Annotated in this window: 2 protein-coding genes; both read right to left on the bottom strand. The window is 63.1% G+C overall.

What is annotated here, in order from left to right:
- Positions 1–19: 19 nt before the first annotated feature.
- Positions 20–11,869 (bottom strand): non-ribosomal peptide synthase/polyketide synthase, encoded by an 11,850-nt coding sequence (locus tag LVW35_RS11305; protein WP_233895537.1) that lies wholly within the window; start codon positions 11,867–11,869, stop codon positions 20–22.
- A 3-nt stretch (positions 11,870–11,872) separates the two neighbouring features.
- Positions 11,873–25,909, bottom strand: coding sequence for a non-ribosomal peptide synthase/polyketide synthase (locus LVW35_RS11300; protein WP_233895536.1), 14,037 nt, complete (start codon positions 25,907–25,909; stop codon positions 11,873–11,875).
- Positions 25,910–25,997 lie beyond the last annotated feature (88 nt).

The raw sequence follows: 25,997 nt of genomic DNA, 5'->3' as shown, positions 1-25,997 counted from the left end.
TTTTTCGTTAACTGGCGCGTTATGCCATGGCGGCCACCAGGCTACTGATGAACTCGGCGCTGTCGATGATCCCGTCATGATCGGTCCCGATCATCACTGAACGCTCGATGCGCCCCTGGACAAGGATGTCTGCCATGCTCTGCTCGATCAGGTCCTTGAACTGCCCGGCGCGACTCATCGAGGCCCACCAGCAACTGACGGGGGCTTTGATCGGTTTGAAGTCCGCCGCAGACAGACGCTCACTGAGCGCGCGGTCGATTTCCCAGGAGATCTGCGCCTCGTTACCACGCAGCAACTCCTCCTTGATACCGATAAAGGCATCGCCCAAGGTCCGCTCGGCCCAGCCGACGAAGCCTTGCCACTGCCCGGCCTCATCGTCGCCATCCCGCTGGCACTGCTGCCAGGCGGCCTGAATCTGCTCAGCGAATGCCGGGAACATCACCCCCAGCAAAGCTGCACGCCGCTCATTGGCCGAGACCTCACGGTCTTCCTCGATAACGACTGCCTCCCAATAAGGTTTGAGCCATTGCGGCGGCGCGGAGTCGATCCAGCCGACAAACTCGACGTCGCGCCCCGCTTGCTCCAGCACGTAGGCAACTTCCATCGCCAGGTTGCCACCCAGTGACCAGCCTGCCAGGCGGAAGGCACCTTGAGGTTGAGCCGACAGCAGTTGCCCGGCGTAATCCTCGACCATGGCTTGCCATTCGGGCACCTCTACCCCCTCCTCTGCCAATGCACGACAGATCACCCCGAACACCGGACGCTGCTCCCGGAGTGCGAGGGCAATCGCGGTGTAGCAGTGCACCGAGCCGAAGCTTGGGTGGAACATGAATAACGGCGTACCTTCGGTCTGGCTATTGAGCTTGACGATCGACGAGCTGCGCGCTTCGCCCTGCAGGCAATTGACCTGCCCGCGTATCGTTGGGTTAAGCATCAACTGGCTGACGGACAAACCGACACCGCTGACTTTACGGATTCGCTCCTTGAGCATCAGCACCCGCAAGGAGTGACCGCCCAATTCGAAGAAGTTGTCGTTCAGTCCTATGCGCTCAACACCCAGGACGTCACTCCAGATCGCCGCCACCTGCTGCTCGATTACACTTTGCGGGGGCTGATACGCCTCTGAAACCTGCGCCTCAGGCTTGGGCAACGCCTTGCGATCGAGCTTGCCGTTGGGGCTCAGCGGCATTTGCGTCAATACCACCCATTGGGCCGGCACCATGTAGTCAGGCAACTGCGCCGCCAGGTGCGAGGCCACTTGCGCTTTCCAATCGTCGCTCGCCGCCTGCAGGACCAGGTACCCCACCAGGTGCGTGCCGTCCACCGCGAGCACTGCTGCTTCACGCACGCATTCGTGCTCCAGCAAGCGCGCTTCGATTTCACCCAACTCGATGCGCAAGCCACGCAGCTTGACCTGGTGGTCGATGCGCCCGGCGTACTCGATGACCCCATCGTCGCGATAGCGCGCCAAGTCTCCCGTGCGATACAGACGGCCGCCACTGCCGAATGGGTCGGTCACGAAACGTTCGGCGGTCAGCGCTGGCCGACGGTGGTAGCCCCGCGCCAGACCGACGCCGCCCAGATACAGTTCGCCCAACACACCCACCGGTGCCGGCTCGAGGTTGCTGTCCAACACGTAGCAGGCCAGGTTGGCGATTGGCTTGCCTATCGGCACCGCATCCGCACCTTCCTCGATACAGGTCCAGTGGGTCACGTCGATCGCGGCCTCGGTTGGCCCATACAAGTTATACAGGCCCGCCTGTGGCAACTTGGCAAACACCTGTTGCTGCGCATCCACGGGCAATGCCTCACCGCTGCACACAATCCGTTGCAGGCTGTGACATGACCCAACAGTGGCCTCCTGCAAGAAGGCCTGGAGCATGGCTGGCACAAAGTGCAACGTCGTGACCTGCTCGGCCTCTATCAGGCTCACGAGCCTGGCCGGGTCACGATGGTCGCCCGGCGCGGCCACCACCAGGCGCGCCCCGGTCATCAGCGGCCAGAAGAATTCCCACACCGACACGTCAAAACTGAACGGCGTCTTCTGCAAAACGGTATCCGTGCCATCCAGGCCATACGCCTGCTGCATCCAGCACAGACGGTTGGTAAGGGCCGAGTGACGGTTGCCCGCCCCTTTGGGTTGGCCGGTGGAACCCGAGGTGTAGATCACATAGGCGAGGTTTTCACTGTCGACGACGACCTGCGGGTTCTGCCCGGAGTAGGCCTGCAACCAGCCATCGCCCTCCTCCAGTACGAGGCTGTGCACGCCCTGCGGGGTCGGCAGTTGCTCCAGCAGGTGCGCCTGGGTCAACAGCAACTTCACGTCACTGTCTTGCAGCATGTACGCCAACCGATCCCGAGGGTATTCCGGATCCAGCGGCACATACGCGCCCCCCGCCTTGAGCACTGCCAGCAGACCGACGACCATTTCGATGGAACGCTCAACGGCAAGCCCGACGAGCACGTCCGGCCCGACCCCGGCGGCCATCAGACGATGCGCCAAACGGTTGGCCCGATGGTTCAGTTCGGTGTAGCTCAGTACCTGCCCGGCAAATACCAGCGCCGGTGCGTGCGGTGTGCGCAACACTTGGGCCTCGATCATCTGATGCACGGCGAGGTGCACAGGGTAGTCTTCAGCCGTGGCGTTCCAGGTGTGCAATACCGTTTCGCGCTCGGCAGTGCCCAGCGAAGGCAGGGTTGCCAGGCGCTGGGTGCCATCCACCGCCATTGCCTGCAACAACTGCTGGAAGTGCTCGGCCAGTTGTTCGATATGCGCCGCGCTGAACGCCTGTCGGTCGTAATTGAACTCCAGGCCCAGGGTTTCACCGATACCCAGCAAGACGGTCAATGGGTAATGGGTCTGCTCCAGGCTGTGAACGGCGCCAAACGTCAGCCCCGATGGTGCACTTTGCTCCAGCGCTTCGGAAACCGGGTAGTTCTCGAACACCAGGATGCTGTCGAACAGTGCCTCGCCCCCCTGCCCGGCCCAGCGCTGGATCTCGAACAGCGGCGTATGCTCCTGCTCTCGCAAGCGTACGTTCTGCGCCTGGATCTGCTGCAGCCATTGGCTGACCGACATTTGAGCATCCGGCGTGGCAACCACGGGCAAGGTGTTGATGAACAGGCCCACCTGTTGTTCGATGCCGCGCAACTGCGCCGGGCGGCCTGCCACGGTGGCACCAAATGCCACGGTCGCCTGCCCGGTGTGGTGCTGCAGCAGCAGCAACCAGGCACTTTGCACCAGCGTATTGAGGGTGACTTTGTTGCGTTGGGCGAAAGCCTTGAGCTGAGTGGTCCGGTCTGCGTTCAGGCTTAAACGGTGCTCGCCGTTGATCGCAAGCGCCTCGATTGGCTGGGTCTGGAGGCCACGGGCCAAACGTGTCGGCTCCTGCAGGTTCACCAGTTGCGCTTTCCAGAAGGCTTCGCTGACCGATTTATCCTGCGCCTGCAGCCAGGCAATGTAATCGCGGTAACGACCAATGGGCGCGCGCAGCGGCTCGCCGGCGTAATGCTGCAAGACCTCGCCAAACAACTGCGAGCCACTCCATCCGTCCATCAGGATGTGGTGGTTGGTGTAGATCAGGTGATAACTGGACGACCCTGTACGCACCACCGTCAAGCTCATCAACGGCGCTTGCTCCAACTCGAAGCCTTGGGCCCGTGCCGACTCGGCCAGGCAGCCGAGTGCCGTGCTGCTGTCGGTATGGCCTTGCCAATCCAGCTCGGTAAACGGCATGCGCATCTGCTTGTAGACCACCTGCAAGGGCTGCTCAAGCTCGGTCTGCCAGAGAAAGCCGCTGCGCAGGATCTCGTGGCTGTCGACCGCCGCCTGCCAGGCCTGGCGGAAGCGCGGCACATCCAAGCCTTCGACATCAATGCGCATTTGGTTGATGTAGTCACCCGAGCCCTCGCCATACAGCGACTGGAAGAGCATGCCTTGCTGCATGGGCGACAACGGGTACAGGTCTTCGACGTCGGCCACCGCCACCGGCAAGGTGTCCAGTTGCGCCTGGGACAAGCGTGCCAGGGGGAAGTCCGACGGCGTCACCCCGTGGTTGTCACAGCAGTGCTCGATCAACGCCCTGAGCTGCGCCGCGTAATCATCGGCCAGACGTTGCACGGTTGCTTCATCGAACATCTGCTGGCTGAAGCTCCAGTTCAACTTCAATTCGCCACCGTAGACCTGACCGTTGATTTCCAGCCAGTTGCCCAACGGCGCTTCGGCGCTTTGCTCGGCACCACTGCCGTCGCCGGAGGGTGTAAACAACCCTGCTTGCTCGGCACCGTCAAAACTGCCGTCGAACTGGCCCAGGTAATTGAAGGTGATACGTGGGCGCGGCAACTCGCTCAAGGCCTGTTGAGCCTCGGCAGTGCCCAGGTAACGCAAGGCGCCAAAACCCAGGCCCTTGTCGGGAATTGCCCGCAGTTGCTCCTTGATCTGCTTGAGGGAGCCGGCCAGTGAGTCGGTCGGTACCAACTTCAGGGGATAGAGGCTGGTGAACCAACCGACGGTACGGGTCAGGTCGATTTCGTCGAACAGGTCTTCGCGGCCATGACCTTCCAGACGGATCAACATCGACTCTTCACCGGTCCAGCGCACAATGACGCGAGCCAGTGCCGTCAGCAGCAGGTCGTTGATCTGGGTGCGGTAGGCGCTGGGGGCGTCCTGCAGCAGGCGCCGGGTGAATGCCTGGTCCAGATGGGTGGTCACGCTCAACGCATGCCGGTTGCTCAAGCTGGCCTGCGGATCGGCTCCCGGCAGGCCGGTGGGGCTGCCTTGCAACTGCGTCTGCCACCAGGTCAGTTCCTGTTCCAGTGCAGCGCTGCGGGCATAGGTTTGCAAACGCTCGGCCCAGGCGCGAGTCGCACTGGTCTTGGCGGGCAGCGCCAACGGAGCGCCTTGGGCAATCTGGCGATAAGCTGTTTGCAGGTCTTCCAGCAGAATGCGCCAGGAGACGCCATCCACTACCAGGTGATGAATCACCAGCAGCAAGCGCTGGGAACCATCGGCCAGGTCCACGAGCACCGCCCGCAGCAGCGGCCCTTCGCTCAGGTCGAGACTGCGCTGGGCTTCCTCGCCCAAGGCGTCCAGCTCTTGGACGGTATTCAACGTGGTCTGCCACAGAACCTGTTCAGCCTGATGCTGCTGCGGCCCGCGATACGCCGCGCTCCAGCCCGAAGCGTCCTGTACGAAACCGATACGCAATGCATCGTGATGCACGATCAACGCCTGTAGCGCAGCGACCAGCAACGGTGCCTGCAACGCCTGATGCGGCTGGAGCACCACGGACTGGTTCCAGTGATGGCGCTGGGGGATGTCATCGGCAAAAAACGCTTGCTGAATAGGCAGCAGCAACAATTCGCCCGACAGCGGCGATTGATCCAGCACGACCGCGCCCTCACCTTCACGGGCCACGGCCGCGAGGCTCTGGACCGTCTGGTGCTGGAACAAGTCCTTGGGCGTGAAACGCAGACCAGCCTGGCGGGCACGGCTGACCACTTGGATCGAGATGATCGAATCCCCGCCCAATTCGAAGAAGTTATCGTGCAAGCCGACTTGGGGCACGCGCAATACGTCAGACCAGATGGCGGCGATTTTCTGCTCCAGCTCGCTCTGCGGCGCCACGTATACTTGCTGCATCTGGCTGACATCAGGGCGCGGCAGGCCCTTGCGATCAAGCTTGCCATTCGGCGTCAGCGGCATGCGTTCAAGGAACATCAGGTGCGTGGGCACCATGTAGTCCGGCAGGCGGGTTTTCAAAGCACGGCGCAGGGCTTCGCGATAGGTTGACTGCGCCACGGCGTCCTTGATCAGCATCGGGTCCAGCGGCACCACATAGGCGACAAGCTGCTTGCCGCTCGGCCCTTCCTGGGCCACCACCACGGTCTCGCCGACGCTGTCCTGCTCGCGCAGCCGCGCTTCGATCTCGCCCAATTCGATACGGAAACCACGGATCTTCACCTGATGGTCGACGCGACCCAGGTAATCCACCACGCCATCCGGGCGGCCACGGGTCAGGTCGCCGCTGCGGTACACACGGCTGCCGGGTTTGCCGAACGGGTCCGGTACGAAACGCTCGGCGGTGAGTGCCGGACGCTCCAGATAACCCCGCGCAACGCCCTCGCCGCCCAGGTACAACTCACCGGCCACGCCGATGGGTTGCAGGTTGAGTTGCGCGTCCAGCACGTAACCGCTGCGATTGCCCAACAGGGTGCCAATGGGTGCATAAACGGCACCGCAGGGATCACCACGACGGGCCTTCCATAGCAGTGGTGTGACCACGGTTTCGGTCGGGCCGTAGCCGTTGAACAGGTAGGTTGGCTTCAGCGCACGCCAGGCCAGGTCGTAGCTGGCTTGCGCCACCGCATCACCGCCGAAACAGTACACCCGCACAGCCGGCGGGTTGCCGTCACGCTCGGCATGCTCGGCCAATTGCTGCAAGTAAACCGGCGGGAACACCGCCATGGTCACGTTATGGCGATGCATCTGCGCGTAGGTGTATTCCGGCAACCACAGGCTGTCATCGCGAATCAGCACGCTGGCGCCATTGATCAGCGGGTGCATCCAGCCTTCGTGGGAGCCGTCGAAGGCGAACGACATGAAGTGCAGTTCGCAATCGGCTGGCGAGGTTTCATAACGCTCGCCGGTGGCGATGATATGCGCCACCAAGGGGCCGTGGGACACCGCCACGCCTTTGGGCAAACCGGTGGAGCCAGAGGTGTAGATCACGTACGCGAGGTTGTCGCCGTCCAGTGTCACGTTGGGTGCAGCGTCGCTGTAACCCATCCAGTCATCGACACGATCCATCGCCAGGCTATCCAGGCCGTCGGGAATCGGCAGTTGCTGTAACGCACTGCTGTGGGTCAGCAGCAGTCGGGCGCGACTGTTTTGCATCATGTACAGCAGGCGATCACGCGGGTATTCGATATCCAGCGGCACGTAGACGCCCCCGGCCTTCATCACCGCCAGGAACGCCACCATGATCTCGGCACTGCGCGGCATGGCAATCGCCACACGCACTTCCGGGCCGACGCCACGAGCGATCAGCGCATGGGCCAGGCGGTTGGCCTGGCTGTCCAGCTCACCGTATGTCAGGTGTTGCTCGCCAAATTTCACCGCCACCGCGTCCGGGTTTCCCCTCGCGCGGTCGCCCACTAATTCATGCACCAGGCGCTGGGCCGGGAAGCCTGAATCGGTGCGGTCCCAGAGCTGGAGAATCTGTTGCCGTTCGACATCATCCAGCAGGTTCAACTGGCTGAGGGGCTGCCGTGGGTCGGTCACCATGCCCTGCAACAGGTTCTGCCAATGGCGCGCCATGCGTTGCACGGTGCTGGCGTCAAACAGATCCTGGGCATAGCCGAGGGTGGCCCAGATCCCTTCAGTGGACTCCTGAATATCCAGGTCCAGGTCGAAATGCGCGGTCTTGCTGTCCCACGCCAGCCCTTGCACCGAAAGCTTCGGCAACTGATGCTGGACCTGCGCCTGGCCGACGTCGGTCTGGTGGTTGAACATTACTTGGAATAACGGGTTGTGGCTCAGGCTCCGCTCGGGCTGCAACGCCTCCACCAGTTGCTCGAAGGGCAGGTCCTGATGGGCCTGGGCCTCGAGTGCGCGTTGGCGGGTCTGCTGCAACAGGTGTTCGACGCTCATCTGGCCATGGATATCCGCCTTGAGCACCTGGGTATTGACGAAGAAGCCGATCAGGCGTTCGGTCTCACTGCGATTGCGGTTGGCGACCGGCACTCCGACCCGGATCTCTTCCTGGCCGCTGTAGCGATGCAACAACGTCTGGAACGAGGCCAGCAGCAGCATGAACAGGGTCACTTCCTGCTGCTTGGCCAGGGCCTTGAGGCCTTGAGTCAACGCGCTGGGCAACTCGAATGCCAGGCGTGCGCCCCGGTGGCTTTGTACCGCCGGGCGTTGACGGTCGAATGGCAACTCCAACACGCTTTGTTCGCCACCCAGCATGCCGCGCCAGTAGGCCAGTTGGCGCTCTTTCTCGCCCGCATCCATCCACGTGCGCTGCCACACCGCGTAGTCGGCGTACTGAATCGGCAACGCCGGTAGTTGCAGGGCCTGACCCTGGCTGTAAGCGGCATAGAGCTGCACCAGCTCTTCGACCATCAATTGCATCGACCAGCCATCGGAGACGATGTGATGCTGCACCAGCACCAGCACATGCTCATCAACGGCCACGCGCAGCAACGAAACCCGCAGTAAAGGTCCTGATTCCAGATTGAAAGGCTGGGCGATCTCGCCTTCTACCCGTGCCTTGAGCTCGGTTTCATTCACATCAGCACGCACAATCTGTAACGACACGTGCGGCTCGATGACTTGAACCGTGCGGTCGTGGTCCTGGTGCAAATGGGTGCGCAGGCTTTCATGCCGGGCCAGCAGCGCATCGAAGCTGTGTTGCAGCGCATCCAGGTCAAGCTGTCCTTTCAAACGCAAGGCGCTGGGGATGTGGTACGCGGCACTTTGCGGCTCCAGTTGCCACAAGAACCATTGGCGTTCCTGGGCGTACGACAGCGGCAAGGGCTGGTCGCGCCCGACCGGCACCAGGGCTGGCGCCTTCGGTGCCGCGATATCCTGGACGGTCAATGCAGCGACAAACCCATCCAGGCGGGGTTGCTCGAAAAGCAACTTGAGCGGCACTTCGAGGTGCAGCGCCTGGCGAATGCGCGAAACCACTTGCATGGCCAGCAGGGAATGCCCGCCCAGTTCAAAGAAGTGATGCGTCAGGCCCACGCGTTCGACACCGAGGATATCGGCCCAGATCGCCGCCACCTGCTGTTGCAGCGCCGTCACCGGTGCCTGCCACGCCTGTTGCACTGAGCTGGCATCGGGTTTGGGCAGCGCCTGGCGGTCGAGCTTGCCGTTGGGGTTCAGCGGCATGCGGTCGAGGAAGATCAGGTGCGCGGGCACCATGTAATCGGGCAACTGGTCGCGCAAGGTGGCCTTGAGCGTTTCAGCGGCGCCAGCGTGTTCCTCTGGGGACAACGGTTGCGCCAGTACCAGATAAGCCACCAGTTGGTTGTCGGTTGCCAGCAGGAAGGCTTCGCGAACCGTTTCCTGGCCCGACAGCAATGCCTCGATCTCGCCCAACTCAATACGGAAACCACGGATTTTCACTTGGTGGTCGACGCGACCGGCGTATTCGATCACCCCGTCCGCGCGATAACGCGCCAGGTCGCCGGTGCGATAAAGACGCTCGCCTGCGCTGCTGAACGGGTCAGCGACAAAACGTTCGGCGGTCAGGCTCGGACGTTGCAGGTAGACACGGGCCAAACCACTGGCGCTGGCAATGTACAGCTCGCCCACAGCACCGACCGGCAACAGGTTGAGGTCACCGTCCAACACATACAGGGCCCGGCCTGGCAACGCATGACCAATCGGGCTGGCCGCCGCGCCGATCACGGTGTTGTCATCGCTGCAATCGAGCACGCTGGACACCACGGTCGCCTCGGTCGGCCCGTAGGTGTTGAGCAGGCGAACATGCCCCAGGCCGGCGCGACGCCACTGCTCGGGGCCGTCCAGTGGCATGGCTTCGCCGCCGATATGAATTTGACGCAACGCGCCATATGACCGTGGTCCCGCCGCCAGGCAATCCTGCAGGAACAGCTTCCAATACGCGGTCGGCAAGTCGGCCAGGGTGATGCCTTGGCCGATGATCTGCCGGTACAGACCAGCGCCATCCCACAAATGCGGGCCGCGCAGCACCACCGTGGCACCGAGGGTAAGGGCCGGGTACAACTGCTCGACAAAACCGTCGAAATTCAAGGTTGCGAACTGCAACACGCGGTCGTTCGCCACCAGACGCGAATACTTGGCCGCGATGCCGGCAAATTCACTCAGCGCTGCATGGCTGATGGCGACGCCTTTTGGCTTGCCGGTGGAGCCGGAGGTGTAGATGACATACGCCAGGCTGCGCGGTTCGAATGCTGTGCGAGGGTCGTCTTCGGCACACTGCGCCAACTGCGCGTCGGCCTGGTCAATATCGAGCACCGCCAGATGTGCCGGCAATGGCAAGCGATCACGCAAGTGGGATTGGGTCAACACCAGACGCACGCCGCTGTCGTCAAGCATATGCACCAGGCGTTCGCGAGGGTATTGAGGGTCAAGCGGAACGTAGGCGCCACCCGCCTTGAGCACCGCCAGCAAGCTGACCACCATGGCCAAGGAGCGCTCGACCGCAATCCCCACCAGTACTTCCGGGCCGACGCCCTCGGCGATCAGGTAGTGCGCCAGTCGATTGGCCTGCCGGTTCAGTTCACTGTAGCTGAGCGCCTGGTCATCCAGGACCAGTGCCTGGCGTGTCGGATGGTTGCGCGCTTGGGCCTCGAACAACCGGTGCACCGCTTGGGCGGGCGCGACAGTGGCAGGCGCATTCCACTCATTGAGCATCCGCCATTGTTCTGGCGCCGCGAGCATCGACAGCTCACAAAGGCGACTGCGCGATGCACTGACCACAGCCTGAAGCAGGTTCTGCCAATGTTGCGCGAAACGCTCGATGGTGGCGGTGTCGAACAGGTCGGTGGCATAGGTCAATGCCGCCCAGATACCTTCGACAGACTCATGGGTGTCCAGGCTCAGGTCGAAATGCGTGGTTCGGCTCTCCCAGTCCAACTCCGCTACCCGCAGGCCGGGCAATTGCTGGCCGCCGCGCCCGCCCTGAGCGTCGGTCTGGTGATTGAACATCACTTGGAACAGCGGGTTATGGCTCAAGCTGCGTTCGGGTTGCAACGCCACCACCAGCTGTTCAAACGGCAGGTCTTGATGCGCCTGGGCTTCCAGGGAGCGACGTTTGGCCTGTTGCAGCAGGTCGGCAAAAGTCATCTGCCCATCAAGATCGGCCTTGAGCACCTGGGTGTTGACGAAAAAGCCGATCAGTCGCTCGGTTTCCACGCGGTTGCGGTTGGCGTTCGGCACGCCGATGCGGATATCCGACTGGCCGCTGTAGCGAAACAGCAGGGTCTGGAACGAGGCCAGCAACAGCATGAACAGGGTCACGCCCTCTTGTTGGGCCAGGCGTTTGATACCGGCCACCAGCTCCGCCGGCAAATGCACCTGCAGGCTGGCACCGCGATGGCTTTGCTGCGCCGGACGTGGATGGTCGATGGGCAATTCCAGTACCGGCTGTTCACCGCCCAGCAGGTCCTGCCAGTAGGCCAATTGACGGGCCCTCTCCCCGGCCTCCATCCAGCTGCGCTGCCATAAGGCGTAGTCGGCATACTGAATCGGCAAGCCCGGCAGTTGCACAGCCTGGCCCTGACTGTGCGCGGCATAGAACTGCACCAACTCCTCGACCATGACCTGCATCGACCAGCCATCAGAGACGATATGGTGTTGCACCATCACCAATACATGTTCATCTTCGGCCAGTTGCAGCAAGGTCACGCGCAACAACGGCCCCGCCTGCAAATCGAAAGGCCGTGCGACTTCGGCTTCGACGTGCGCCATCAATTGCTGTTCGTCGACACCGGCTTGGTGTATTTCGATACGCGCCTCGGGCACTACGTTTTGCAGCAGACGCTCGCCGTCCTGTACCAGGCAGGTGCGCAGGCTTTCGTGGCGAGCCAGAAGGCTGTCAAAACTGCGTTGCAGCGCCGCCAAGTCGAGGCGGCCGTGTAAACGCAGGGCACCGGGGATATGGTAAGTGGCACTGTCCGGGTCCAACTGCCAGAGGAACCACTGGCGCTCCTGGGCGTAGGACAACGGCAGGTGCTGGCCGTCCTCGCGGATTGAGGCAATCGGCAGTTGGGCGAAGCTCATGCCGCGGCTCTGCAGGCGTTGGTAAAACTGCTGGCGCTGTTCCAGAGGCAAGCGAAGAAAGCGCGAAACCAGATCGATGTTAGGGTTGGAAAGCATGGGTCAAATCGCCTCTAGTTCGCTCAAAAAGTCACGAAGGTCATCAAAATCTTCCGCGCTGCCGGCGCAGAAAGTGGCAGCGGCCTGCACATAAGCACGCAGCGTTTCGGTCTGGAACACTTCCAGCAACGGCACTTCCAGGCCCAGTTCGGCCTGCACCCGCGAGGTGATCTGGATCGCCAGCAGAGAATGCCCGCCCACCTCGAAGAAGTTGTCGTTCATGCCCACTTGCGGCAGGCGCAGCACGTCGGCCCAGATGGCGGCGATCTGCTGTTCCAGCTCGGTTTCAGGGGCCACATAGGCCTGTTGCAGCAGGCTCGCATCCGGCTCGGGCAGGCCCTTGCGGTCGAGCTTGCCGTTGGGGGTCAATGGCATCTGCGCCAGGAACATGAAGTGCGTCGGCACCATGTAGTCCGGCAGCCCGGCTTTCAGGGCACGGCGCAGGTTGTCGCGGAACACGGCCTGGTCGGCCAGGTTGGCATCTGCCGGAACCACATAGGCCACCAACTGTTTGCCCGTCGGTCCGTCCTGGGCGACCACGACGGTTTCGCCCACATTGCTGTGTTCGCGCAGGCGCGCTTCGATCTCGCCCAATTCGATACGGAAACCACGGATCTTCACCTGATGGTCGACGCGACCCAGGTAATCCACCACGCCATCCGGGCGGCCACGGGTCAGGTCGCCGCTGCGGTACACACGGCTGCCGGGTTTGCCGAACGGGTCCGGTACGAAACGCTCGGCGGTGAGTGCCGGACGCTCCAGATAACCCCGCGCAACGCCCTCGCCGCCCAGGTACAACTCACCGGCCACGCCGATGGGTTGCAGGTTGAGTTGCGCGTCCAGCACGTAGCCGCTGCGATTGCCCAACAGGGTGCCAATGGGGGCATAGACGGCACCGCAAGGATCACCACGACGGGCCTTCCACAGCAATGGCGTGACCACGGTTTCGGTCGGGCCGTAGCCGTTGAACAGGTAGGTTGGCTTCAGCGCACGCCAGGCCAGGTCGTAGCTGGCTTGCGCCACCGCGTCACCACCAAAGCAGTACACACGCACAGCCGGCGGGTTGCCGTCACGCTCGGCATGCTCGGCCAATTGCTGCAAGTAAACCGGCGGGAACACCGCCATGGTCACGTTATGACGATGCATCTGCGCGTAGGTGTATTCCGGCAACCACAGGCTGTCATCGCGAATCAGCACGCTGGCGCCGTTGATCAGCGGGTGCATCCAGCCTTCGTGGGAGCCGTCGAAGGCGAACGACATGAAGTGCAGTTCGCAATCGGCTGGTGAGGTTTCATAACGCTCGCCGGTGGCGATGATATGCGCCACCAAGGGGCCGTGGGACACCGCCACGCCTTTGGGCAAACCGGTGGAGCCAGAGGTGTAGATCACGTACGCGAGGTTGTCGCCGTCCAGTGTCACGTTGGGTGCAGCGTCGCTGTAACCCATCCAGTCCTCGACACGATCCATCGCCAGGCTATCCAGGCCGTCGGGAATCGGCAGTTGCTGTAACGCACTGCTGTGGGTCAGCAGCAGTCGGGCGCGACTGTCTTGCATCATGTACAGCAGGCGATCACGCGGGTATTCGATATCCAGCGGCACGTAGACGCCACCGGCCTTCATCACCGCCAGGAACGCCACCATGATTTCGGCGCTGCGCGGCATGGCAATCGCCACACGCACTTCGGGGCCGACGCCACGGGCGATCAGCGCATGGGCCAGGCGGTTGGCCTGGCTGTCCAGTTCGCCGTAGGTCAGCGTCTGCGCATCGAATTTCACGGCCACCGCCGTCGGGGTTTCCCGGGCGCGATCGGCCACCAACTCGTGCACCAGGCGCGTAGCAGAGAAACCGGCGTCGCGCTGATTCCACAGCTGCAGGATGTGTTGTTGCTCATCCTGGCCCAACAGGTTCAGTTGGCTAATGGGTTGCTGTTGGTCGGCAACCATCGCCTGCAACAGGTTTTGCCAGTGGCCGGCCATGCGTTCGATAGTCGCCGGGGCAAACAGGTCGGTGGCGTAACTCAGGGACGCACGCAGCGTCGCCTGGCTTTCCTCCACGTCCAGTGCCAGGTCGAACTGGGCCACGCCTTCATCCCAGCTCAACACCTCAACGTCCAGTTCGGTGAGGCGCTGCAAGTGGTTGTCGGCCGAGGTCATGCGGTGGTTGAACAGCACCTGGAACAGCGGGCTCAGGCTCATGCTGCGCTCCGGTTGCAGGGCCTCGACCAGTTGCTCGAACGGCAGGTCCTGGTGAGCCTGGGCCTCAAGGGAACGTTGGCGAGCCTGTTGCAACAGTTGCACCACGCTCATCTGCCCATGGATATCGGCCTTGAGTACCTGAGTGTTGACGAAGAAGCCGATCAGCCCCTCGGTTTCCAGGCGATTGCGGTTGGCAACCGGCACGCCGACGCGCACGTCTTCCTGCCCGCTGTAACGGTGCAGCAATGCCTGGTAGGACGCCAGCAGCACCATCGGCAACGTGACCCCAACGTTCTGCGCGAGCCTGCGTAAACCGGCCAGGAGCTGCGGTTGCAGCTCGATGCCCAGCCGTGCGCCGCGATGGCTTTGCACGGCCGGACGCAGGTAGTCGAAGGGCAACTCCAACACCGGCTGCACCCCACCCAACTGGGCCTGCCAATAGGCCAGTTGACGGGCTTTTTCACCGGCCTCCATCCAGTTCCGTTGCCACAGGGCGTAGTCGGCGTACTGGAGCGTCAATGTCGGCAGTTCTGGCACCTGGCCTTGGCTGAACGCCGCGTAAAGCTGCACCAGCTCTTCGACCATCAATTGCATCGACCAGCCATCCGAGACGATGTGGTGCTGAACCAGCACCAGCACATGATCATTGGCGTCCATGCGCAGCAGTTTCACTCGTAGCAGCGGCCCGCGCAGCAGGTCGAACGGCTGCGCAACCACTTCAGCGACCCGGGCCTTGAGGTCGGTTTCATCGGTGTCGAGCAGGTCGACCTCAATCAGGCCCGAGTCTTCAATGACCTGTACCGCACCCGCAGCCTCTTGGCGTAAATGGGTGCGCAGACTTTCATGGCGCGCCAGCAATGTGTCGAAACTGCGTTGCAGCGCAGCCAGGTCCAGTGGCCCCTGCAAACGTAATGCGTTGGGGATATGGTACGCAGTGCTTTGCGGGTCCAGCTGCCAAAGGAACCATTGGCGCTCCTGGGCATAAGACAGCGGCAGCGGTTGGCTGCGGTCGGCCTTGAGCATCACCGGGGCAACGACGCCCTCCTCGCCCAAAGCCTGCACGAAGTCACCCAGCAGCGGGTGCTCGAACAAGGTCTTGAGCGCCACTTCCAACGCCAGCACCTGGCGAACCCGCGACACCACCCGCGTAGCCAACAACGAATGCCCGCCCAGTTCGAAGAAATGGTCGTCGAGGCCGACTTGCGGCAGGTCCAGCACTGCGGCCCAGATGGCCGCGACCTGCTGCTCACGCAGGGTCACTGGCGCCACATGACCCTTGCGCCAAAGCGAAGCATCCAACGCCGGCAACGCCTTGCGATCGAGCTTGCCGTTGGGGGTCAGGGGCAGGCTGTCGAGGAACATCAGATGCGCTGGCACCATGTAGTCCGGCAGGCGCTGGCGCAGGGCGGCCTTATAGACGTCCGGCGCGTCGGGCGCGGTGCTGACCAGGTAGGCGATCAGGCGATCGTTGTCGGCCAGGACTACGGCTTCGCGTACGCCGGCATGTTCGCGCAGGCAGGCTTCGATTTCACCCAGCTCGATTCGGAACCCACGCACCTTCACCTGATGATCGACCCGGCCGATGTACTCCACCACACCGTCAGCACGGTAACGAGCCAGGTCACCGGTGCGGTACAGGCGCTCACCGGGCGCGCCAAAGGGGTTGGGTACAAAGCGCTCGGCAGTCAGCGCAGGGCACTCGTGGTAACCGCGCGCCAGGCCGACACCGCCGATCAGCAGCTCACCGGCAGCGCCCACCGGGGTGGGTGCCAGCCCGGCATTGAGGATGAACAACGCAGTGTTGGCGACGGGCCGTCCAACAAAAGGCTGTGCTTCGTACAGGCGATGGGCCGTCGACCAGATGGTGGTTTCCGTAGGACCATAGAGGTTCCACAGCGGGCCTTGCAGGTCGAGCATACGTTGCGCCAGGTCGACCGGCAGCGCTTCGCCGCCGCAGAGGCTCTTGATACCGTGCAGCAGGCGGGCACGCGGGCTTTCCAACAGCATGCGCCAGGTCGACGGCGTGGCTTGCAGCACAGTGGCGCACTGGCTGTGCACCAGGTCGATGATGGCTTCCGGGTCGAGGGCCAGTGCCTGACCACTCAGCAATACGGTGGCGCCGACCGTCAATGGCACGTACAGCTCCAGGGCGAAAATGTCGAACGAGAAAGTCGTCAGCGACAGCATCCGCGCGTCCGCGCCGATGTCCAGGGTGGCGGCCATGCCACAGGTAAAACTGTTAAGTGCCTGGTGGCGCACCATCACACCTTTGGGTCTGCCGGTGGAGCCGGAGGTGTAAATCACGTAGGCCAGGTGTTCCGGTGTGACGTTGACGTGCGGATTGTGCTCGGCAGCGTCGGCATCACAGACCATCAACACCCGCACATCTTGTGGTTGCGCCAGGCGGTCCACCAGATGCGGTTGGGTCAGCAGCACCCGGGCGCGGCTGTCTTCGAGCATGAAGGCCAGGCGGTCCGCCGGAAATTGAGGGTCGAGCGGCACATAGGCGCCACCCGCCTTGAGGGTCGCCAGCAGGCCGACCACCATGTCCAGTGAACGCTCGACATGCAGTGCCACCAGCACGTCCGGCCCCACACCCGCCGCGATCAGGCGGTGGGCCATGCGGTTGGCGCGACGGTTGAGTTCAGCGTAGCTCAGGGCTTGACCACAGAAGTGCAGCGCCAGTGCGTCCGGCTGTGCCAGGGCCTGGGCCTCGAACAGTTGGTGCACGCACTGCTCACGCGGATAGTCGAACGCGGTGGCATTCCAGGCTTGGACCATCTGGTGCGATTGCGGCGCACTGAGCATCGCCAGTTCATCCACGGCCTGGGACGCGTCGCGTACCACGGCATGCAACAGGTTTTGCCAGTGTTCCGCCAGACGCTCCAGGGTGGCCGCGTCGAACAGGTCGGTGGCGTAGGTCAAGGACGCCCACAGGCCTTCAGCGGATTCTTCGGTCTCCAGGTTAAGATCGAATTGGGTGCTGTGCCCTGTCCAATCCACCGGTTGCAGGTCCAGGCCAGGCAATTGCACCGGGGCTGCGCGCAGGTTGTCCTGATGGTTGAACATCACCTGGAACAGCGGGTTATGACTGAGGCTGCGCTCCGGCTGCAAGGCTTCCACCAATTGCTCGAACGGCAAGTCCTGGTGAGCCTGGGCTTCCTGCGTGCGCTGCTTGACCTGGGCGAGTAATTGGTCGAACGCCATCTGCCCGTGGACGTCGGCCTGCAGCACTTGGGTGTTGACGAAGAAGCCGACCAGACGCTCGGTTTCCAGGCGGTTGCGGTTGGCGATCGGCACGCCGACACGGATCTTGGACTGCCCACTGTAGCGATGCAGCAAGGTCTGGAACGACGCCAGCAACAACACGAACAAGGTCACCTCCTGGCGCTGGGCCAGGGCCTTGAGCTGGGTCACCAGCGCGTTGTCCAACTGGATCTGATTGCGCGCACCGCGACGGCTTTGTTCCGCCGGGCGCGGATGGTCCAGAGGCAATTCGAGCACCGGATGCTCGGCACCCAGCCGTGTGCGCCAGTAATCGAGTTGACGCTGTTTTTCACCCGCCGCCATCCAATCGCGTTGCCACAGGGCATAGTCGACGTACTGGATCGGCAGCGCGGGTAATTGGGCCTGGCCCAGATACAGCGCGATCAGTTCGTCGACCATCACCTGCATCGACCAACCGTCGGAGATGATGTGGTGCTGGGTGATCACCAGCACATGGTGCTCGGCCTCGACCTCCAGCAACTTGACGCGCATCAGCGGGCCATTGACCAGGTCGAACGGGCGCCGGATTTCCTGCGCCACCGCGTGCTCGATCGACGAGGCGTCCACCCGCTGCTGTTCGATCGGCATCGCCAGGCTTGGGTGAATCACCTGCCAGGTGTGCTCACCCTCTTCCACAAAGGTGGTGCGCAGCGGCTCATGGCGTTGCACCAGGGCCTGGAATGCCTGCTCCAGCGCCGCGATGTCCAATCGGCCGCGCAGGTGCAACGCACTGGGCACATGGTAGGCGGCGCTGGTGGGGTCCAGTTGCCAGAGGAACCACTGGCGCTCCTGGGCGAAAGACAGTGCCAGTGGCTGATCACGCGTCACCGCCACCAAGGGCAGCGCGGTGACGGATTGCACCCCTGTGCAAGCGGCCGCGAACGCCTCCAGCGTTGGCTGTTCGAACAGGGCCCGCAACGGCACTTCCAGCCTGAGATCATGGCGTACGCGGGAGATCACCTGAGTCGCCAGCAACGAATGGCCACCACGCTCGAAGAAGTGATCATTGAGCCCCACCTGCTCTACCTGCAACACTGCTTGCCAGATAGCGGCCAGTCGCGCCTGCAGAAGATTTTGCGGCGCCAGGTAGGCCTGGCGCGCCAGGTTCAGGTCCGGTGCCGGCAGTGCGCGGCGGTCGAGCTTGCCGTTGTTGGTCAACGGCAAGGCATCGAGGATGACCCAGTGCCCCGGCACCATGTAGTCCGGCAGGGATTGGCGCAATGTGGCCGCCAATGCTTGCGAGTCCAAAGTTTGCCCGGTAACGGGCACCACATAGGCCACCAATTGCGTACCTATCGCGCTCGACTGCGCGACGACGGCGACTTCACGCAGCTGCGGCAAAGCTTGCAGGCTGGCTTCGATCTCGCCCATTTCCACGCGGAAACCGCGGATTTTCACTTGATGGTCGATACGCCCGACGTACTCCAGCGCCCCCGCTTCGTTGTAACGGGCCAAGTCGCCACTGCGGTAGAGACGCGCACCCGGCACGGCAGAGAACGGGTCCGGCAGGAAGCGTTCGGCAGTCAGTGCCGGGCGGTCGAAATAGCGTTGAGCCAGGCCTTGCTGGGCGCCGATGCACAACTCACCGACGCCATCGGTAGCAAGCAGCTCGAAACCGCTGTCCAGCACATACAATGAACGACCTTCGGTCGCCCGGCCAATCGGCACACCGAGCGCATCACTGGCATCCGCCAACTGGCAGTCATGCACGCTGGACACCACGGTCGCCTCGGTAGGCCCGTAAGTGTTGACCAGGCGCACATCGCCCAGACCAGCGGCGTGCCAGGCGCGCAAGCCTTCCACCGACATCGCCTCGCCGCCCACATGCACCTGGCGCAGGTTGCCCAGGGTGCGCTGGTCGACGGCACACTCTTTGGCCAGCAAATACCAGTAAGCGGCCGGCAAGTCCGCGAGGGTCACGCCCTGCTCGACGATTTCCCGCGCCAGTTGCCCGGCGTCCCACAACTCATCGCCACGCATGATCAATGCGGCGCCCACACACAGGGGTGGGTAGCATTGCTCGACGAAGCCGTCGAAGCTGAAGGTGGCGAATTGCAGCACACGGTCCGTCGCGCTCAGGCGGCTGTAAGCCTCGGCGCTGTCGCAGAACTGCCCAAGGGCCGCATGATCGATGGCCACACCCTTGGGCAGCCCGGTGGAGCCGGAGGTGTAGATCACATAGGCAAGGTCAGCGGCCGCTGCAGGGTTGGGTGGATTGGTTGACGGGTAGCCTGCCAGCTCCGTGCCGGAGGCTGTGAAGTCCAGGCGCTCCAACCCCTGAGGCAACGTCAGGAGGGCCAGCAGCCCGGTTTCGCTGAGCAGCAGATCCAGGCGGCTGTCCGTCAGCATGTAGGCCAGGCGTTCGTCGGGATAGTTCGGGTCCAGCGGCACATAGGCGGCGCCGCTTTTGAGCACCGCCAGCAGGCTGACGATCAACTGCGGACCACGTCGCGCCGCCAGGCCCACACGCTGGCCCGGCCCAACGCCAAGTTCCAGCAGGCGATGGGCAAGACGGTTGGCGCGCGCATTGAGCTGGGCGTAGCTCAAGCGCTCGTCGCCTGCCTGCACCGCCAGCGCGTCTGGCGTGGCGGCGGCCTGGGCCGCGATGCGTTCGTGCACGCGCAGGTCGCGCTGGGCGGCGCTCGGTGACTGGCTGAGGGCAAGCACATCACCTTGATCGGCCTGGTCGAGCAGGCGCAGATTGCCCAGGGGCGCCTGGGCATCCGCAAGCATCTGCACCAGCAGCTGTTGCAGGTTGCCACTGAGTCGAGCGACCTGTTGTGCGCTGAAACGCGCACGGTCGTAACCGAACGCCAGGCGCAGGCTGGTGCCCAACTCAATGCCCAGGGTCAGTGGGTAGTGGGTTTGCTCATGATTATGCATCCGGCCAAACGTCAACCCGGCGGGCGCGCCTTGCTTCAAAGCTTCGGCCACCGGGAAGTTTTCGAACACCAGCAAGGTGTCGAACAGCGCCGCCCCCTGCTGCCCCGCCCAACCCTGGATCTCATAGAGCGGCACATGCTCGTGGTCACGCAGGCTCAGGTTGAGGGCCTGCAGCTCACCCAGCCAGTCGGCAACCGACAGGGCTGGCGAGGCGCAGCTGACGATGGGCAGCGTATTGATGAACAGCCCCAGTTGCTGTTCGATCCCCGGCAACGGTGCCGAGCGCCCCGCGACCGTGGCACCAAAGGCCACGCAGTCCTGGCCGGTATAGCGTTGCAGCAACAGGCTCCAGGCACCTTGAAGCACGGTATTGAGGGTGACTTTCTGGCGACCGGCAAACTCACCGAGGGCACGCGTGAAGTCGCCCTCAAGCACCGTCTGATGGTCAGCCATGCCTTGCCCTTCGGCGGGTACACGCAGCGCCTGCGCCAGCAAAGTAGGCGCCTGCAACGGTGTCAGGGTGGCTTTCCAGAACGCCTCGCCTGACGCTTGCTGCTGCAACCAGCCCAGGTAATCGCGGAACTGCCCCAGCGGCGCAGGCACGACGTGCCCGGCATAGTGAGCGATGACTTCGCCCAGCAACTGGGCATTACTCCAGCCGTCCATAAGGATGTGGTGGCTGGTGAAAATCAAGTGCCAGGCCGTGCCCGCACCGCGCACCAGCATCAGGCGGAACAGCGGCGCCGCATTCAGCGCGAAACCTTGCTCGCGCTCAGCGGTAGCGAGCGCATCGAAATCGGCGTCGATATCTTCGATCACGTGCAACTGCACATCGACCTGACGCTGGATCACCTGATGCGCGCTATCCAGGCCGAGCCAATGAAAGCTGCTGCGCAGGATGTCATGGCGGTCCAGCGCGGCTTGCCAGGCACGGCCGAACAGCAGCAAATCCAGGCCTTCGATATCCAGGCGCATCTGGTTGATATAGGCCTCGGCCTCAGGCTCGTACAGGGTGTGGAACAACATGCCCTGCTGCATCGGGGACAGCGGGTAGAGATCGGCAATGGCCGGCCCCGCGATGGGCAACGCGTCCAGTTGCTGCTGGGTCAGGCGGGCCAGTGGGAAGTCCGAAGGGGTGATTTGCCCGGCTGGGGTGGCGCAACAATGTTCGATCAGAGCCGTGAGTTCCGCCGCGTAGTCATCCGCCAGGCGCTGGACCGTCGACACCTCGAACATGTCGCGGCTAAAGCCCCACTGCAAAGCCAATTCACCGCCGTATACCTGCCCTTCCACCGTCAGCCAGTTGGCCAGCGGCGCTTCGGGGTCCTGGGCCTGGCCGCTGCCCTGGGTCGACGGAATGAACAACGCCGACTCGTCGAACTGGCGGTCGAACTGACCCAGGTAGTTGAAGGTGATGCGCGGCGCGGCCAGGTTCGACAGGATTTCGCGGGCCTCAGGCGTGCCGAGGTAGCGCAGCAGACCATAGCCGATACCTTTTTGCGGCACGGCGCGCAGTTGCTCTTTCACCGATTTGATTGCACTCGACAGTTCGCCACCGGCTTGCAGGCGCACCGGGAACAGGCTGGTGAACCAGCCGACGGTGCGGCTCAGGTCCACCGTGTCGAACAGGTCTTCGCGCCCATGGCCTTCCAGCTGGATCAGCGCGGCAGGCTGCTCGCTCCAGCGGCTGATGACCCGCGCCAACGCGGTCAGCAGCAAGTCGTTGACCTGGGTGCGATAGGCTGCCGGGGCGTCTTGCAACAGTTGGCGGGTGAGCTCGGCGCTGAGGCGAATCTCGAGCTTGCTGCCCAGGCGGTTTTGCAGGCCGCCCTGGGGGTTGTCGCACGGCAGGTCGACGCTCACCGCCTGCGCCTGCCAATACGGCAGTTGATCATTCAGCATCTGCGCATGGGCGTGCAAGTGCTCTGCCCACAGCTGGTAGGCGCTGGTCTTGGCCGGCAACGCGGCGTTACGGTAGGCCTGTTGCAGGTCTTCGAGCAGGATGCGCCACGACACGCCGTCCACCGCCAGGTGATGCACCACCAGCAACAGGCGCTGACTGCCATCGGCCAGGGTTGCCAGCGCAGCGCGCAGCAGGGGGCCCTGTTCAAGGTTGAGGCTACGCTGGGCCTCATCGCACAGCGCGGCCAACGCCGCATCGTCACAGATGTGGGACTGCCACAGCGAAGCGGTTGCCACCGGCTCGGCGTGAGCCTGCTGCCAACCGCTGGCCTGCTGCACAAAACGCAGTCGCAGCGCGTCATGGTGGTTGATCAACCGAGTCAAGGCTGCTTCAAGGCGCGCTGGTTCCAGAGCTTCGCGCGGGGTCAGCAGCAACGATTGGTTCCAATGCTGCCGCGCCGGGATCGACTGCTCAAAAAAGCTGTGCTGCACAGGTGTGAGGATAACCTCTCCGGTGATCGGCTCCTGATCAATAACCGTCGCTTGTTCAAAGGTCGCTGCCCGCGCCAGGCTGCGAACGCTCTGGTACTGGAACAAGTCGCGAGGGCTGAGGCGAATGCCCACCTGGCGCGCACGGCTGACCACCTGGATCGAGATGATCGAGTCGCCGCCCAGCTCGAAAAAGTTGTCTTCCAGGCCGACTTGCTTCACTCCAAGCACATCGCTCCAGATCGTAGCCAGGGCTTTTTGCAGTTCGTTTTCCGGTGCCACATACACCTGCTGTGGTGCGGCGTCCGGCAACGGCAGTGCCTTGCGATCGAGCTTGCCATTGGCAGTCACCGGCAGCTTGGCCAGTTGCACCATATGGGTCGGGACCATGTATTCCGGCAGGCTGTTGAGCAGCCAGGCCTTGAGGTCTCCTGGCGCGTGGTTTTCCAGCACCAGGTAAGCCACCAGTTGCTTGCCTCCCTGCACCAGCACCACGGCTTCACGCACCGAGGGGTGCTGCATCAGGCGCGTCTCGATTTCACCCAACTCGATACGCAGACCGCGCAGCTTGACCTGATGATCGAGACGCCCCAGGTATTCGATCACCCCATCCGCCCGCTGGCGCACACGGTCGCCAGTACGGTACAGACGCGCGCCGTCACCAAAGGGGCTGGGCACAAAACGCTCGGCGGTCAGGGCCGGGCGCCGGTGGTAGCTGCGGGCCAGGCCGGCACCGCCCAGGTACAGCTCGCCGCTGACACCTGCCGGCACCGGGTTGAGCTGGGCATCGAGCACGTAGGTGCCAAGGTTGGCGATGGGCCGGCCGATGGGCACACTGTCGGCGCCTTCGTCGACGCAAGTCCAGTGGGTGACGTCGATGGCCGCTTCGGTCGGGCCGTAGAGGTTGAACAGGCCGGCTTTTGGCAACTTGGCGAACACCTGCCACTGCGCATCCAGCGGCAAGGCTTCGCCGCTGCAGACGATGCGCAGCAGACTGCTGCAGGCCTGCACACCCGGCTCATGGATAAACGCCTGGAGCATCGACGGCACGAAGTGCAAGGTGGTGATGCCGTGCTGCCCAATGGTCTCGATCAAACGTGCCGGTTCACGGTGCTCACCTGGCGCTGCGATCACCAGGCGAGCACCGGTCATCAACGGCCAGAAGAACTCCCATACCGAAACGTCGAAGCTGAACGGAGTTTTCTGCAGGACCGCATCGCTGGCGTCAAGACCATAGGCCTGTTGCATCCAGCACAAGCGGTTGACCAGCGCGCGATGGCTGTTGCCGGCCCCCTTGGGCTTACCAGTGGAGCCGGAGGTGTAGATCACATAAGCCAGGTTCAGCGCATGCAGGGTGACGCTTGGCGACTCAGTAGGGTAGCCATCGAGCCAGTCAGTCGGCTGATCCAGGGCAATCACCTGGATGCCATCGGTGGGCAGCAACGGCAACAGGCTACGCTGGCTGAGCAACAACTGGATGCCGCTGTCCTCGATCATGTAGGCCAGGCGTTCCTGGGGGTATTCCGGGTCCAGTGGGACATAGGCACCACCCGCCTTGAGAATCGCCAGCAAGCCGACCACCATGTCGATAGAGCGTTCGACGCAGATCCCCACCAAGGCGTCAGGGCCAACGCCCTTCTCGCGCAACGCATGGGCCAGTTGGTTGGCGCGGGCATCGAGTTGGGCGTAGGTCAGTGTGACAGTGCCGAACACCAGCGCCGGCGCATCGGGCGTGGCCCGTACCTGGTCCTCGATCAGATGATGAATGCCGCGCTCGGTCGGATATGCCTCAGCGGTCTGGTTCCACGTTTGAACCAACACCTGCTGTTCATCCGCAGCCAGCATCGGCAACTCACCGATACGCTGCTCACCGTCGGCGACCATGGCCTGCAACAGTCGGATCCAGTGCCCGGCCATGCGTTTGATGGACGGCGCGTCGAACAGGTCATTGGCGTAAGTCAGCGCGGCATGCAGGGTGCCGGATTTTTCATAGGTATCAAGGGTCAAGTCGAACTGGGTGGTGCGGCCTTGCCACTCCACAAGTGCCAGCTCCAGGCCGGAAGCGGTGCTGACGCTGGCAATATCGGCCACGACCGGCTGGTGGTTGTACATGACCTGGAACAGCGGCGTGTGACTGAGGCTGCGCTCGACCTTGAGGGCTTCCACCAAACGCTCGAATGGCAACTCCTGATGGGCCTGGGCTCCCAGCGCGTGCTCCTTGATGCCTTGCAGCAGCTCAATGATTCGGGTCTGCCCGGTCAGTTCGGTACGCAGAACCTGGGTGTTGACGAAAAAACCGATCAGGCCTTCGACTTCAGCGCGGTTGCGGTTGGCAATCGGCACGCCGATACGAATATCGCCCTGCCCCGTATAGCGATGCAGCAGCACGTTGAACGCGCCGAGCAACAGCATGAACAGGGTGACGTTGTGCTTTTGCGCGCAGGTGCGCAACTGTGCGGCCAACGCCGGCTCGATCGCGAAGTTGTGGCGCGCGCCCTGATAGCTCGGCATGGCCGGGCGTGGGCGGTCCGTCGGCAGTTCCAGTACCGGGTGCTCGTCGCCCAGACGGGCTTTCCAATAGTCCAACTGGCGGGCCTGCTCCCCTGCCTCCAGCCAACGGCGCTGCCACAGGGCGTAGTCGCTGTACTGGATTGGCAACGCCGGCAACTGCGGGGCTTGCTTGCGCTCATGGGCGTCGTAGCAGCGGATGAACTCGTCGATCAGCACATTCATCGACCAACCATCGGAGACGATGTGGTGCAGGGTCAGCAGCAGCACGTGCTCCTGGGGGTCAAGCTTGAGCAGTTGCACACGCAGCAGCGGGCCGCTTTCCAGGTCAAATGGCAGCAGCGATTGATGGGTCGCGGCTTCGTTGACGGCCTGTTCACGCTCAGCAGGGGCCAGATGGCTCAGGTCGAGTTGCTCGACGGTCAGCGACGCTTCGGTCGCGACCTGCACCAGGCGCTCATCGGCCTGGCGCTGGAACACCGTGCGCAGGGTTTCGTGGCGCGCAACCAGGCTGGCAAACGCCCGTTCCAGCGCGTCGAGGCTCAACGTCCCCTTGAGCCGCACCGCACCGGGCAAGTTGTAGGCGCCACTGGCCGGGTCCAGTTGCCAAAGAAACCACATGCGTTGCTGCGCATAGGACAGCGTCTGGCGATCCTCCGCCTCCACCCCTGCCGGAATCGGAAACCGGGAAAAATCCACACCTTCTTTCTGCAAGGCCTGCAGGAACAATTGGCGTTTTTCCAGGGGCAACCCGATAAACCGGCGAGCAAGTTTCAAGGAGTCTTCAGCATTCATTTCTTGGAGTCCGGAGCAATAGGCGGGAAGCACAAAGGCACGTCGTCCCTATAAAACGAACCGGAGAGGGAAAAATTAGCGGGGAGTG

The organism is Pseudomonas sp. HN11, from assembly GCF_021390155.1.
GTDB lineage: Bacteria > Pseudomonadota > Gammaproteobacteria > Pseudomonadales > Pseudomonadaceae > Aquipseudomonas.
This window is presented reverse-complemented; position numbering and strand designations above follow the sequence as displayed.